The sequence below is a fragment of the Streptomyces sp. NPDC127117 genome, assembly GCF_042677325.1.
Lineage (GTDB): Bacteria > Actinomycetota > Actinomycetes > Streptomycetales > Streptomycetaceae > Streptomyces.
In genome coordinates this window covers 23,814-37,091 of record NZ_JBHXTM010000068.1, presented here as the reverse complement: position 1 = coordinate 37,091, position 13,278 = coordinate 23,814, and the positions used below count along the sequence as shown (strand labels likewise).

Here is a 13,278-nt window from a genome sequence, read left to right as displayed (position 1 = left end):
CACCCTATTAACACCCCCACACCGGCGCGGGCTGGTTTTTTTTTTTATAATCCCAACCTACTCCCCCCCCGGGCGCCACGCGCCCCGCCCCCCCCGGCCCCCCCGCCCGCCGCCGGGCGGGCCCGGGGCGCCGCTGGGAGACTGGGGAGGGGCCCGCCGGGCCCCGGGGCAGGTCCCGGAGAGAAAGGTGACCGCACCATGCCACGCGGATCCAATGCCAAGAGGGAGCGGCAGTACGAGCACATCAAGGAGAGCGCGCAGGAGCGCGGGGTGAGCGAGGAACGCGCCGAGGAGATCGCGGCGCGTACGGTCAACAAGGCACGCGCCCGTGCCGGTGAGTCGAGGACGGCGAGCCGCACCTCCGTCGAGGACATGTCCTCCTCGCGGCGCGGCGGTCTGCGCTCCCACAGCGGAGCGGAGGGGCCGACCCGCGACCAGCTCTACGAAGAGGCGAAGAGGAAGAACATCCACGGGCGGTCGAACATGACGAAGGCCGAGCTGGCACGCGCGGTCGGCCGCTGAGCCCGCGCCGCGCGCATCGGGGCGGTTGTCAGCCGCCCCAGGTCCAGTCGGCCACCTCGGGCAGGTCCGTGCCGTGTGCGCGGATCCAGGCGTGGTGGCGGGTGCGGACATCCGCCATCGCCTGTCGCACCGCCACGGCGCGGACTCCGAGGCCGGGTACCCGGTCGATGACGTCCATGACCAGCCGATAGCGGTCCAGGTCGTTGCGGAGCACCATGTCGAAGGGCGTCGTGGTGGTGCCCTCCTCCTTGTAGCCCCGCACATGCAGCTGAGCGTGGCCGGCGCGCCGGTAGGCGAGCCGGTGGATCAGCCAGGGATAGCCGTGATACGCGAAGATCACGGGGGTGTCCCTGGTGAACAGCGCGTCGTACTCGGAGTCCGGCATCCCGTGCGGGTGCTCCTCACGGGGCAGCAGCCGTGCCATGTCGACCACGTTGACCACCCGTACCGCCAGTTCCGGCAGGTGGGTGCGGAGCAGGTCGGCGGCGGCCAGTGTCTCCAGCGTGGGTACGTCACCGGCGCAGGCGAGCACCACATCGGGTGCGCGGCTGCCGTCCTCCGTGCCCGCCCAGTCCCACACGCCGGCGCCGCGGGCGCAGTGCGCGCGGGCCTGGTCGATGGTGAGCCAGTCGAAGGACGGCTGTTTGCCGGCCACGATCACATTGACGTAGTCGCGGCTGCGCAGCGCGTGGTCGGCGACGGAGAGCAGGGTGTTGGCGTCCGGCGGCAGATAGACCCTGACGACCTCGGGGCTCTTGTTGAGGATGTGGTCGACGAAGCCCGGGTCCTGGTGGGAGAAGCCGTTGTGGTCCTGGCGCCAGACGTGCGACGTGAGCAGGTAGTTGAGCGAGGCGATGGGGCGGCGCCAGGCCAGCCGTCGGGAGGTCCTGAGCCATTTGATGTGCTGGTTGACCATCGAGTCCACGATGTGGGCGAACGCCTCGTAGCAGGAGAAGAGGCCGTGCCGGCCGGTGAGCAGGTAGCCCTCCAGCCAGCCCTGGCACAGGTGCTCGGAGAGCACCTCCATGACGCGTCCGTCGCGGGCGAGGTGCTCGTCGGTCGGCAGCGTCCGTTCCTGCCAGGCCTTGGCGGTGGCTCCGTAGAGGGCGTCGAGCCGGTTCGACGCGGTTTCGTCGGGGCCCACGACGCGGAAGTCGCGGCGCTCGGCGGTGGCGGCCATGACGGCCTCCAGCAGGCCACCGAGCACCCGGGTCGGCTCGTGCAGCACCGTGCCGGGCTTGTCGACCTCGACGGCGTGGTCCTCCAGCGGCGGGATCGGCAGATCCCGCAGGAGCAGACCGCCGTTGGCGTACGGGGTCGAGCCGAGCCGGGCGTCGCCCTCGGGCACACAGGCGAGCACCTGAGGGCTGGGCCGTCCGGACTTGTCGAAGAGCTCCTCGGGCCGGTAGGAGCGCATCCACTCCTCCAGCTGCCGCAGATGCTCCTGGTTGTCCCGGACACCCGGCAGCGGGACCTGGTGGGCGCGCCAGGTGCCTTCGACGGGCACCCCGTCGACCTCGACCGGGCCGGTCCAGCCCTTGGGGGTGCGCAGCACGATCATCGGCCAGTGCGGGCGGCCGGTGTCACCGCCGGTGCGGGCGGCCGCCTGGAGTTCCCGGATCCGGTCGACGGCCCGGTCCATCGCGGCGGCCATCGCCCGGTGGACGCCGAGCGGCTCGTCGCCGCCGACGTACAGCGGATCGTGCCCGTAGCCGCGCAGCAGGGCGTCGAGCTCCGTCTCGGGGAGGCGGGCGAGCACCGTCGGGTTGGCGATCTTGTAGCCGTTGAGGTGGAGGACCGGGAGGACGGCCCCGTCGTGCACCGGGTCGAGGAACTTGTTGGAGTGCCAGGACGCGGCGAGCGGTCCGGTCTCGGCCTCGCCGTCGCCGATGACGCAGGTGACGATCAGCCCGGGGTGGTCGAGGGCGGCCCCGTAGGCGTGGGTGAGGGCGTAGCCGAGTTCGCCGCCCTCGTGGATGGAGCCGGGTGTCTCGGGTGCCACATGGCTGGGCACCCCGCCGGGGAAGGAGAACTGTTTGAACAGCAGTCCCATGCCCTCGGCGTCGCGGGTGACATCCGGGTACGTCTCCGAGTAGCTGCCCTCCAGCCAGGAGTTGGCGAGGACAGCGGGTCCGCCGTGGCCGGGGCCCCAGACGCAGAGGCCCTGGACTCCGCGCGAGCCGATGACGCGGTTGAGGTGGGTGTGGACCAGGTTCAGTCCGGGTGAGGTGCCCCAGTGGCCGAGCAGGCGCGGTTTGATGTGCTCCCGGGTGAGCGGCCGGGTCAGGAGCGGGTTGGCCATCAGATAGATCTGGCCGACGGTCAGGTAGTTGGCGGCCCGCCAGTGTGCGTCGAGTGCCGCGACCTCTTCATCGGACGGGCCGGTGGGGCCGGAAGTGGCCGCCGGGCCGGGAGCGTTGCTCATCGTGTCTCCAAACGAGAGGCCCTAGGGTCCGACGGGCTCGGGGCCGTACCAGACCGTGGTCGCGTTGCAGAATGCGCGGATGCCCTGGCCGGCGAGTTCGCGTCCGTAGCCGGAGCGCTTCACACCGCCGAAGGGCAGTGCGGGGTGGGACGCCGTCATGCCGTTGAAGAAGACACCGCCGGCCTCCAGGTCGCGTACGCAGCGGCGTGCCTCGTCCGCGTCGCGGGTCCATACGTTGGAGCTGAGGCCGAAGGGGCTGTCGTTGGCGAGCGCCACGGCTTCGTCCAGCCCGTCGACGCGGTAGAGGGAGGCGACGGGTCCGAAGGTCTCTTCGTGGTGGATGCGCATGGCGGGGGTGATCCCGGCGAGGACCGTGGGGGCATAGAACCAGCCCCGCTCCAGTTCCGGTGCCAGCCCGTCGGGCCTGCCGCCTCCGCACAGTGCTCGCGCGCCCTGCCGTACCGCGTCGTCCACCAGCTCTTCCAGGTCGGTGCGGCCCTGTTCGCTGGCGAGGGGGCCGACGTCGGTGGATTCCTGCATCGGATCGCCGACCGTCAGGTTGCTCATGCCCACGGTGAACCGTTCGGCGAACTCCTCGTACACCTCGGTGTGCACGATGAACCGTTTGGCGGCGATGCAGGACTGCCCGTTGTTCTGCACCCGTGCGGTCACGGCGGTGCGGGCGGCCCTGGCGACGTCCGCGGACGGCATGACGAGGTACGGGTCGCTGCCGCCCAGCTCCAGGACGGTGTGTTTCACCTCGTCGCCCGCGATCGACGCGACCGAGCGGCCGGCCGGTTCGCTGCCGGTGAGGGTGGCCGCGGCGACCCGGCGGTCACGCAGGATCGCCTCGACCGCGCCCGATCCCACCAGCAGGGTCTGGAAGCAGCCCGCCGGGAATCCGGCCCGGCGGAACAGGCCCTCCAGATACATGGCCGTCTGCGGAACGTTGGAGGCGTGCTTGAGCAGGCCCACATTGCCCGCCATCAGGGCCGGGGCGGCGAACCGTACGACCTGCCAGAGCGGGAAGTTCCACGGCATCACGGCGAGCACGGGACCGAGCGGCCGGTAGTGGACGTAGGCCCGGGAGGCTCCGGAGTCCGCCACATCGGCCTGGGACGGGTGCTGGTCCGCGAGGAGTTCCTCCGCGTGGGCCGCGTACCAGCGCATCGCCTTGGCGCACTTGGCGGCCTCCGCGCGGGCCGCCTTGACGGGTTTGCCCATTTCGATGGTCATGGTGCGCGCGATGTCCTGCTGGTCCTCGTCGAGCAGCCCGGCGGCCTGGTTCAGCAGCCGGGCGCGTTCGGGGAACCCGGTGGTCCGGTACCGCCCGTACGCGGTGGCGGCGGCGTCGAGCCGCTGCTCGATGCCCGCCCCGTCGAGCGCTTCGAATCTTCTGAGGGTTTCGCCGTTCGCGGGATTGACCGTCGCGATGGGCATGGCCGTGTCCTCCTTGCCTCGGTCCTTCGACCGTGCCGTGCCGTACGCCGAGCCGCAACGCGGGCCCCGCCGGGCGGACACCCGGCCGGCGCGGTCCGTGCGTGCGGTGTGCACGCCGTCCGCGCCGGGAGGGGAGACGTCCGGCGGGTACGGATGGCGACGGTGCCGTCCCGGTGGCCCGGCTCAGACGAGAGCGGGGTCGGATGCCGTCGTGGACTCGGCGGCGGGAACGGGGGCGGCGGCAGCGACGGGCGGGCGCCGGAACTCGCGCACCCCGGGCAGCGGCGGGAGCCGCACCAGGTCGACGCTGTACGGCTCCTTGGCGTACCTGGTGAACCAGACGACTTTGCCCTCGGCCGTGCGGCACGTGCCCCAGCTGTCGCTCAGGGCCATGACCCGGCTCAGGCCACCGCCACCGTTGCTGAGCAGCCGCGGCATCTCGGAGCCGTTGTCGGCGACGGAGACCGTGAGGTGCCGCCCGGACCAGCGGAGTTCGACGACGCAGTTGTTGTCGTCACCGACATGCCGGTGGACATTGGTCAGCAGCTCCTCCACACCACGGCATACCGGCCGGATATGGAGTTCGAGACTCCAGTGGCGGAGGTGCGCCGCGATTATTCGTCGCAGCTGGGACACACGCTCTGCCGAAACCTGGAGTTCGACCAGGTAGTGCCGGTCGAGTGGAACGGTCATCGTCGAGGCTCCTCACATCGAGGCCCACTGACTTCGCCCCGTTGAACCAACGACCCCCGAACACGAAGAGTGAGCAGATGTCACTTCTGGGTCACTCCATAGAGTGGCCCGGCGGAGGCGGTCCCGCAACACAAGGAACACCCGGTCGGCCGTGGCGCAGGGAGCCGCCCGGGTCACAGGAGGTACGGCAGCAGTGTGTCCGGGGTGAGCGGGAGGCTGCGGAGCCTGACGCCGGTGGCGTGGCGGACGGCGTTGCCGACGGCCGCCGCGGCGCCGACGATGCCGATCTCGCCGATGCCCTTGCTGCCCATCGGGTTGAGATGCGGATCGTCCTCGTCGATCCAGTGCGCCTCGATCTCCTGCACGTCGGCGCAGGCCGGCACGTGATAGGAGGCGAGATCGCTCTCGGTGTAGTCCCCGAAGACGCGGTCCATGGTGGAGGCCTCGGTCAGCGCCATACCGATCCCCATGGTCATGCCGCCGATGAACTGGGAGCGTGCGGTACGGGAGTTGAGGATACGTCCGGCGGCGAAGACGCCGAGCATCCGGCGCACCCGTACCTCTCCCGTCCGTGAGTGCACGGCGACTTCGGCGAAGTGGGCGCCGAAGGCGTGGCGCGCGTACGGGGATTGCCCGGCGGTCTCCTGCTGGGTGTCGGCGGTGACGGTGAGTCCCTCGGCGGGGACCGGGCCGGTGCGCTCGCACAACTGCCGCAGCAGCAGGGTGGCTGCCTTGTGCACGGACCAGCCCCAGGAGGCGGTGCCGGACGATCCGCCCGCCAGCGGGGCGTCGGGCAGTTCGCTGCTGCCGATGTCGATCCGGACGTTGTCCACGGGGGTGGCCAGGACGTCGGCGGCGATCTGCGCCAGCACGGTGCGGGCGCCGGTGCCGATGTCGGTGGCGTTGACCCGGATGCGGTACGAGCCGTCGGCGGCCGCGTGTGCCGAGGCGCTGGAGGCGGCGATGTAGACGGGGTAGGTGGCGGCGGCGACGCCCGTGCCGAGCAGCAGCGGCCCCTCCTCACGGGCCGCGGGGCGCGGATCGCGGTCGTACCAGCCGAAGCGTGCGGCGCCCTTCTCCAGGCAGGCGGCCAGGCCGCGGCTGCTGAACGCGCGCCCGGAGTCGGGTTCGTTCGCCGGGTCGTTGAGGATGCGCAGTTCGACCGGGTCCATGCCGAGGGCCGAGGCGAGTTCGTCCATCGCGGATTCGAGCGCGTACATGCCGGGGGCCTCGCCCGGTGCGCGCATCCAGGAGGGGCTCGGCACGTCCAGGGCGACCACCCGGTGGGCGGTGCGGCTGGTGGCGGAGCCGTACATGATCCGGGTCGGTACGGCCGCCTGCTCCACGAACTCCTTGATGGTGGAGGTGTGGGTGATGATCTCGTGGTCGATCGCGGTGAGGGTGCCGTCGAATTCGGCGCCGAGCCGGATGTGCTGGATGGTGGGGGCGCGATGGCCGACCAGGGCGGCCAGTTGGCGGCGGGGCAGCGCGATCTTGACGGGGCGGCCGGTGTGGCGGGCGGCCATGGCGGCCAGTACGGTCTGCGGGCGCGGGGTGCCTTTGGATCCGAAGCCGCCGCCGACGTGCTCGGAGACCGCGGTGATCTGCTGCGGCCGGATTCCGAACGCGGTGGCGAGGCTGTCGCGGACCGTGGTGGAGCCCTGGCTGGAGTCGTGGACGGTCAGATGTCCGTCGTCGTCCCACCGTGCCGTCGTGGCGTGCGGCTCCATGGGGTGGTTGTGCAGGGCTCCGACGGAGTAGGTGGCGTCGACCTGTACGGGCGCCGCGACGAAGGCCCGTTCGGTGTCGCCGCGTTCCCGGAAGGCGGGGAAGCCGCCGTTGACGATCTCCGGGGTGTACAGACCGGGGTGGCCCTCGGTCAGCAGGACGTCGTGCCCGTCGGTCTCGTAAGTGATCCGCAGTGCCTCGACCCCGGCGCCGGCGCTTTCCGGGGTGTCGGCGATCACGAGCGCGACGGGCCAGCCCCGGTGCGGAACCCGGTCGTTCTGGAGGACGGCGAGGATCGGGTCGTCCGGCTCCTTCAGCCGGGGCGCATTGTGGTGGGTGAGAACGGCGCGCACGCCCGGCAGGGCCAGTGCCTCGTCCGCGTGGACGGCGCCGACGCGGCCGCGGGCGATCGTGGCGGGGACGGGCAGGCCGTACAGGCACCCCGGCGGGGTGTGCTCGGCGGCGTAGCGGGCGGTGCCCGTGACCTTGTCCCGGCCCTCGCGGCGGACGACGGGGGTGCCCAGTGGTGACGGGGCCTGGCTCATGACGGGGTCCTCACGGCTGGGGCGGCATCGGTGCGGTTGCTCTGCTGTCGGCGGGGGCGGGGGCGGCGTCGGAGCGGTTGCTCAGCTTTCGGCGGCGAGTTCGGCGAGCGCGTCGACGGCCAGGTTGCGGGCGAGGCCGACCTTGAAGGCGTTCTCGCGCAGCGGACGGGCCTCGGCGAGTTCGGCGTCCACCGCCCGTTCGAAGGTCTCCACGGTGGCTGGTGCGCCGCGGAGCAGGTCCTCGGCGGCCCGTGCGCGCCAGGGCCGGTGGGCGAGCCCGCCGAAGGCCAGCGCGGCGTGCTCGATCCGGCCGCCCCGGACGCTCAGTACGGCTGCGACGGACGCGAGGGCGAAGGCGAAGGAGGCGCGGTCGCGTGCCTTGCGGTAGAGGGAGACGGCGCCTTCCGGGGGCGGTGGCAGGACCAGTTCGGTGATGAGTTCACCCGGCCGGATCTCGGTGTCCCGGTCCGGGGTGTCGCCCGGCAGGCGGTGGAATCCGGTGGCGGGCACGGTCCGCCCGCCGTCCGGTCCCAGCAGGTGGACGGTGGCGTCGAGGGCGGACAGGGCGACGGCCATGTCGGACGGGTGGGTGGCGACGCAGTGCGCGGAGTGGCCGAGCACGGCGAGGTCGCGCTGCGCGCTGTCGAGGGCGGGGCAGCCGGTGCCGGGTTCCCGTTTGTTGCACGGCTTGGAAGTGTCCTGGAAGTACGCGCACCGGGTGCGTTGCAGCAGGTTCCCGCCGGTCGTGGCGGTGTTGCGGAGCTGCCCGGAGGCGCCGGACAGCAGCGCCCGGGACAGAGCGGGGTAGCGGGTGCGCACCACGGGATGGGCGGCCAGGACGCTGTTGCGTACGGTCGCGCCGATCCGCAGGCCCCCGTCCTCGGTGTCGGCCACGTGGTCCAGCGGCAATCTGCTGATGTCGATGAGCCGGTGCGGGGCCGCGACGCCGAGCTTCATCAGGTCGACGAGGTTGGTGCCGCCGCCGAGGAACACGGCGGCGGGGTGCGCGGCGTGTTCGCGTACCGCTTCCTCGGTGGACCGGGCGCGGAGATAGCCGAAGGGTTTCACAGCGCCACGTCCTCGATCGCCTCGACGATGCGGGGGTAGGCACCGCAGCGGCACAGGTTTCCGCTCATCCGCTCGCGGATCTCATCGGCGTCGAGCGGCGCCGGGGCCGATACGGGTGCCCTGGTGGCGGTGGCATGGGACGGGAAGCCGTCCACGGCCTCGCCGAGCATGCCGACGGCCGAGCAGATCTGGCCGGGTGTGCAGTAGCCGCACTGCAGGGCGTCGCGGTCCAGGAAGGCTTCCTGGAGGGGGTGGAGCCGGTCGCCGTCGGCGAGGCCCTCGACGGTGGTGATGGCGGCGCCGTCGTGGGCGACGGCGAGCAGCAGACAGCTGTTGGCGCGCCGGCCGTCGACGATGACGGTGCACGCCCCGCACTGTCCGTGGTCGCAGCCCTTCTTCGCACCGGTGAGCCCCAGGTGCTCGCGCAGGGCGTCCAGGACGGTGGTGCGGTGATCGAGCGTGAGCGTCCGCTCGGTTCCGTTGATCTGCAGTGTCAGGGCGGAACGGTCACCGGTTGCTCCCGGCTGTTGCGCACCGTCGTCCCGCCCGCGAGAGGGGTCCACGCACTCGCACCTTTCAGAGGTGGCCTTTTGCCCGTTTTCTACCAGAAGTGCGAAGATTTCCCGTGCCATTGCTCCGCCGCCGGGCCGCGCCCCGCCGGAGTGTCGGCCCATCGGTCTACCGGCTCGCCAGCCGCAGTCGCACCTCTTCCTCCTGGTCGCCGGAGACGGTCCCGACGACCGTCACGTCGAAGGCGTGCGCCAGGCTCTGCCGGAGCCGTTCCACCGCCCAGTAGCCGCCCTGGACATCGACGCTCACGGGTGCACCGAGGGCGACCGGCCCCGAGACCACCCTCTCCTCGGCGACGTCGACGGTCACCACCCATGCGGTGGGCCGCTTGCCTGCGAGGTTCTGCGGTACGTCGGCCGAGGCCCGGTCGGTGGTGAACGCGGCGCGCAGCACATCGAAGACCATCCGCGCGTCGGCCTTCTCGCACCCGCTGATGACGACCGAGACCTCCTGCCCGTACCCGCTCTCCTCCGTCTGCTTCTCCTTGATGGTGTTCACCGCGGTTCCTTCCGCTCGGTGTTCCGCTCCGCGTCCCCGTGCCGGGTGCCGTGCCCCTGCGGCGTTCCGAGGATGTCTCCAGGCTCTCCCCGTGGCAGGACGACGGCGACACGAGGCCGGGTGCGCCGGCACCGTGGACGGCCGCCGACCGGGCGCGTACGCCTCACCGCACCCCGCGTTCCCCGCCCGGCCGCCGCACCGTCGACGCGAAACTCCTTTTCAGGTCATATCCACTTAAAACATGAATTCATGGCAATTATTGCGTGAGGGGTTCGGCTCGGGGTATCCGGCAAGCATGGACGTTTCGAGCGCAGACCTGACTTCACTGGCTCTCCACCTCGCCGACGGGCGGGGTGCGACCGGGTCGGTGATGGGCATTGTCGGAGTGGTGCTGGTGGCCGTGCTGATCGGCGCGGTCTGGCTGGGGAAGCGGCGACGGGCCCAGGAGCTGCCACCGCCCAGACCCGACGAGCAGCCACCCCGGCCGGACCACCGAGCTCACATCGAGGAACGCGATGTGCACGGCGACGACCACTTCCCGCCCGACGGCCGGGGTCTTTCGCCGTACGAGCTGGGGGATCACGGGAACGAGACCATCCACCGCGACGCCGACGAGCGGCGCGACTGACTCGGTGGACTCCCCCGGCGGCGGCCCCGGGCAGGGGCGTCGCGTGTTGCGGGGGTGAGTGCCTCCGGTGAGGCTGGGGTGGGCCCGTCGGCCACGGGCGTACCCAGACCTCAGAACCGATGAAGGCAGTAGGACCATGACCGGAAGCCACCCGGGGAAGACGCCGAGACCTGCGCCGCTGACCGGACCCGCAGCACCCTGCTGGGTCAACCTCATGACCCGCGATCTGCGGGCGGCGCAGAAGTTCTACGGCGCCGTGCTGGGGTGGACGTTCCGTCCGGGCAAGCTGGGGCAGGAGTTCTCGGTCGCCCGCCGGGGCGACGTACCCGTCGCCGGCATCGGCGCGGTGGCGACCGCCTACCAGGTGGCCGTGGTCTGGACGCCCTACTTCGCGGTCACCGACGCCGACGCGGCCGCCTCACGCATCCGTGAGCGCAGCGGCACCGTCGCCGTGGGGCCGATGGCACTCGGCAAGGGGCGCGGGGCACTCGCGGCGGACCGGGACGGTGCGATGTTCGGGATCTGGGAACGGACCGAGCCCGCGACCTCGCCGCCGGCGCCGGACGACCATTCGCACGCCTGGCTCCGTCTGCACACCAGGAACGCCTTCGACGCCGCGATCTTCTACGGGCAGGTGCTCGACTGGGCGAGCGGGCGCCCGGGGTGCTGCGAGGTGTCGTACGAGAAGGACGAGGTCATCGTCGAGTGCGACGGGCGCCGGCTGGTGCGGATCAGCTCCGGCGCGGTGGAGGCGGCGCCCGATCCGCTGGTACGCCCGCACTGGCAGGTGCACTTCCCGGTCGGCGATGTGACGGCCACGGTCGCGACGGCGCGGGAGTACGGCGGCAGCCTGGTCGAGCAGCGGTCGCTGGCGCAGGGCTCGGAGGCGACGTTGCTGGACCCGGACGGCGGCCTCTTCACGGTCACGGATGTCCGGGGCCTCACGGCGGACGGTCCCGGCTGACCGGGCCGTCCACTCCCCCTGTCCGGCGCTCGGTCATTTCTCGCGCGTGGACGGGGAACGGGCCAGCGCCCAGGCCGGGAAGACGAACCAGCAGATCAGGAACCACAGGGCCATTCCGCCGACCAGCCACAGCGCGACGGAGCTGTGCAGGGCCACCCGCAGAATGAGCAGCAGGGCGGAGCACATCGTGCAGAACAGCAGGACGAGCCCCACCATGGTCATCCGTGACGCCCAGGTGACCGTCTGCGGTTTGAGCCGCCGTCCGGTGAGCAGCCGGTGGTACGAGACGGGGCCGATCAGTGCGGCCGCGGTGGCCGATCCCAGCACCACGGTGACCACGTAGATGGTGCGGTCGGTGTCCGAGAGCTCGGCGAAGCGGGGCTGGAAGACGACGGCGAGCAGGAAGCCGAAGAGGATCTGGACGCCGGTCTGGGCGACCCGCAGCTCCTGAAGCAGATCGGTCCACCGCCGGTCCGCCCGTTCCTCCGGCGTCTCGTCGCGGCCCGGACGGCCGCGGTCGGGGCGATGCGCTGTCGAGGTCACCGGGAGCCTCCGTCCGAATACCCGGAGTACTTCGCGTTCCCCTCCTCCCCCACCGTAACCGGTCACCAGGGAGGGGGAGACGGCCGGATCGTCCGCCCGGCCCTCGACGATCAGTTCGACCTCACCTAGGATCTTGAGTACGGCATCGCGCGTCGGTCACCGGCCGGGTGAGGCGTGGAGGTGCCCGTGAGATGCCCGTTGGAGGCATTCCACAGTGTCAGTCGAGTTGAATCACACCATCATCCACTGCCGGGACAACCGCGAGTCCGCAAAGTTCCTGGCGGACATACTGGGGCTCGAAGTCGGCGAGGAATGGGGCCCGTTCATCCCGGTCGCCACCGCGAACGGAGTCACCCTGGACTTCGCGACCGTTCCCGAAGCCTCGATCACCGCACAGCACTACGCCTTCCTCATCTCGGAAGGGGAGTTCGACACCGCGTACGCCCGCATCAAGGAACTCGGGGTCACGCACTACGCCGATCCGCACCGTAAGTATCCGGGCGAGATCAACCACAACGACGGCGGCCGGGGCGTCTACTTCATCGATCCCGCCGGTCACGCCATGGAGATCATCACGCGTCCGTACGGGGGCTTCGCCTCGTAACACCGCGCTCCGGCAAGGGGGTTCGGCCGGCGCCCGGGTACGGGTTCCGGCCGGGCGCCGCGCTTGCGGTCAGTCGATCGGCAGCAGCAGCTCGGGCCGGTCCCACATCACCGCGGGCGGGTCGGCCGCCAGGGTGCCGGTCCGCCGGGCCCCCACGCTCCGGTAGAAGCCCTCGGCCGGCGGGTGCGAGACGATGCGGACTCCGGTGAGTCCGGCGCGCTCCGCCTCGCCGCGCAGATGCCCGATGAGGAGCCGCCCGATGCCGAGTCCCTGCGCGGCGTCGGCGACGAACATGAGGTCGAGCTCCGGCGGCGCGAGAACGAGCGAGTAGAAGCCGAGCAGCCGGTCGGTACCGGGCTCCACGGCCGCGAAGACCCTGTGGGTCTCGATGTAGTCGGGACCGACCCGGTATCCGGCGACCATGGCGGCGTAGTGCCCCTCGTAGGCGCGGGAGGTCCTGACCAGCCGGGTGAGCCGCTTCGCGTCCCGGACGGTGGCACGCCTGATGCTCACGGTCTCCCGCGGCGCCCCGCCACCCCGGCGGGTAATGCTCGATGTCATGGATGGAGTATTACGCATCCGGATGCCGGGCACCCACCCGCGAGCCGCCGGCCGACCCGTCGAGCCTTACGACGGATCGCGCGCCGTGCGCCATTCGTCGACCATGGCGTCGATGTCGAACGGCTTGAGGTTCAGCGGCGGACCCGGCGGCGGCCGCCTGATGGCCGCCGTGATCTTCTCGTTGACCTCGGACAGCATGCGCCGCACCTCGGCCTCCGTCCGAGCCCCGGACACCGATTCGGCCACGTCCTCCGCCTGCTTGCGCAGGGCCAGGGCCGGCGGGAGCACCGAGACCCCCTCGCGCTGAAGCTTCTGCTTGATCCACCAGTTCTCGTCGTAGGGAGCCCCGATACTGTCGAGCGGCTTGCCGAATCCCGGCAACTGCGAGATGTCGCCACGCTGCTCGGACTCCCGGATCTGCTTGTCGACCCATGATTCGAAGCTGACGCCCGCAGGCTTTCGCTCGGTCAACGTACGCCCCTCTCGGAG

14 protein-coding genes are annotated in these 13,278 nt (G+C 71.3%); 4 read left to right on the top strand and 10 right to left on the bottom strand.

Annotation, left to right across the window (positions count from 1 at the left end; translation table 11 throughout):
• Nucleotides 1-198 precede the first annotated feature (198 nt).
• The gene (locus ACFVH0_RS35905) at nt 199-522 is read left to right on the top strand and encodes a plasmid stabilization protein (RefSeq protein WP_385827209.1); all 324 of its coding nucleotides are present in this window, start codon (nt 199-201) and stop codon (nt 520-522) included.
• A 28-nt stretch (nt 523-550) separates the two neighbouring features.
• Here ACFVH0_RS35905 and ACFVH0_RS35900 read toward each other — a convergent pair whose 3' ends face one another.
• From ACFVH0_RS35900 to ACFVH0_RS35870, 7 genes are all read right to left on the bottom strand, one after another.
• Nucleotides 551-2,947: a phosphoketolase gene (locus ACFVH0_RS35900; protein ID WP_385827207.1), complete on the bottom strand. Its 2,397-nt coding sequence runs from the start codon at nt 2,945-2,947 to the stop codon at nt 551-553.
• A 21-nt stretch (nt 2,948-2,968) separates the two neighbouring features.
• The gene (locus ACFVH0_RS35895) at nt 2,969-4,387 is read right to left on the bottom strand and encodes an NADP-dependent succinic semialdehyde dehydrogenase (protein WP_385827205.1); all 1,419 of its coding nucleotides are present in this window, start codon (nt 4,385-4,387) and stop codon (nt 2,969-2,971) included.
• Nucleotides 4,388-4,570: 183 nt separating this feature from the next.
• The gene (locus ACFVH0_RS35890; protein WP_385827203.1) at nt 4,571-5,080 is read right to left on the bottom strand and encodes an ATP-binding protein; all 510 of its coding nucleotides are present in this window, start codon (nt 5,078-5,080) and stop codon (nt 4,571-4,573) included.
• A gap of 173 nt (nt 5,081-5,253) precedes the next feature.
• Nucleotides 5,254-7,353 (bottom strand): xanthine dehydrogenase family protein molybdopterin-binding subunit, encoded by a 2,100-nt coding sequence (locus ACFVH0_RS35885; RefSeq protein WP_385827201.1) that lies wholly within the window; start codon nt 7,351-7,353, stop codon nt 5,254-5,256.
• An 81-nt stretch (nt 7,354-7,434) separates the two neighbouring features.
• A complete protein-coding gene (locus tag ACFVH0_RS35880; protein ID WP_385827199.1) occupies nt 7,435-8,421 on the bottom strand; it encodes an FAD binding domain-containing protein in 987 nt (328 codons plus the stop codon).
• Nucleotides 8,418-8,984, bottom strand: coding sequence for a 2Fe-2S iron-sulfur cluster-binding protein (locus tag ACFVH0_RS35875; protein WP_385827197.1), 567 nt, complete (start codon nt 8,982-8,984; stop codon nt 8,418-8,420). The genes ACFVH0_RS35880 and ACFVH0_RS35875 overlap by 4 nt, the downstream gene beginning before the upstream one ends.
• Nucleotides 8,985-9,099: 115 nt before the next feature.
• On the bottom strand, nt 9,100-9,489 hold the full coding sequence (locus ACFVH0_RS35870) for a hypothetical protein (RefSeq protein ID WP_385827195.1): 390 nt from the start codon (nt 9,487-9,489) through the stop codon (nt 9,100-9,102).
• Nucleotides 9,490-9,784: 295 nt separating this feature from the next.
• Here ACFVH0_RS35870 and ACFVH0_RS35865 point away from each other — a divergent pair, with 295 nt between their 5' ends.
• Nucleotides 9,785-10,117, top strand: a complete 333-nt coding sequence (locus ACFVH0_RS35865; RefSeq protein WP_385827193.1) for a DUF6479 family protein — start codon at nt 9,785-9,787, stop codon at nt 10,115-10,117.
• Between the two features lie 136 nt (nt 10,118-10,253).
• On the top strand, nt 10,254-11,081 hold the full coding sequence (locus ACFVH0_RS35860) for a VOC family protein (RefSeq protein WP_385827191.1): 828 nt from the start codon (nt 10,254-10,256) through the stop codon (nt 11,079-11,081).
• A gap of 33 nt (nt 11,082-11,114) precedes the next feature.
• Here ACFVH0_RS35860 and ACFVH0_RS35855 read toward each other — a convergent pair whose 3' ends face one another.
• Nucleotides 11,115-11,624, bottom strand: a complete 510-nt coding sequence (locus ACFVH0_RS35855; RefSeq protein ID WP_385827190.1) for a DUF6328 family protein — start codon at nt 11,622-11,624, stop codon at nt 11,115-11,117.
• A gap of 214 nt (nt 11,625-11,838) precedes the next feature.
• On the opposite strand from ACFVH0_RS35855, the gene ACFVH0_RS35850 reads away from it, so the two are divergent.
• A complete protein-coding gene (locus ACFVH0_RS35850) occupies nt 11,839-12,228 on the top strand; it encodes a VOC family protein (protein WP_385827188.1) in 390 nt (129 codons plus the stop codon).
• A 69-nt stretch (nt 12,229-12,297) separates the two neighbouring features.
• On the opposite strand, the gene ACFVH0_RS35845 is transcribed toward ACFVH0_RS35850, so the two are convergent.
• Together ACFVH0_RS35845 and ACFVH0_RS35840 are read right to left on the bottom strand one after the other, a co-directional pair.
• Nucleotides 12,298-12,789, bottom strand: a complete 492-nt coding sequence (locus tag ACFVH0_RS35845) for a GNAT family N-acetyltransferase (RefSeq protein ID WP_385827186.1) — start codon at nt 12,787-12,789, stop codon at nt 12,298-12,300.
• 66 nt (nt 12,790-12,855) lie between these two features.
• Complete coding sequence (locus ACFVH0_RS35840; protein WP_385827184.1) at nt 12,856-13,260, bottom strand: DUF1992 domain-containing protein; 405 nt, start codon at nt 13,258-13,260, stop codon at nt 12,856-12,858.
• Nucleotides 13,261-13,278: the final 18 nt, after the last annotated feature.

Coding starts and splice junctions, on each gene's coding strand:
- ACFVH0_RS35905 (WP_385827209.1), top strand. CDS start 199: ATGCCACGCGGATCCAATGCCAAGAGGGAGCGGCAGTACGAGCACATC.
- ACFVH0_RS35900 (WP_385827207.1), bottom strand. CDS start 2,947: ATGAGCAACGCTCCCGGCCCGGCGGCCACTTCCGGCCCCACCGGCCCG.
- ACFVH0_RS35895 (WP_385827205.1), bottom strand. CDS start 4,387: ATGCCCATCGCGACGGTCAATCCCGCGAACGGCGAAACCCTCAGAAGA.
- ACFVH0_RS35890 (WP_385827203.1), bottom strand. CDS start 5,080: ATGACCGTTCCACTCGACCGGCACTACCTGGTCGAACTCCAGGTTTCG.
- ACFVH0_RS35885 (WP_385827201.1), bottom strand. CDS start 7,353: ATGAGCCAGGCCCCGTCACCACTGGGCACCCCCGTCGTCCGCCGCGAG.
- ACFVH0_RS35865 (WP_385827193.1), top strand. CDS start 9,785: ATGGACGTTTCGAGCGCAGACCTGACTTCACTGGCTCTCCACCTCGCC.
- ACFVH0_RS35860 (WP_385827191.1), top strand. CDS start 10,254: ATGACCGGAAGCCACCCGGGGAAGACGCCGAGACCTGCGCCGCTGACC.
- ACFVH0_RS35845 (WP_385827186.1), bottom strand. CDS start 12,789: ATGACATCGAGCATTACCCGCCGGGGTGGCGGGGCGCCGCGGGAGACC.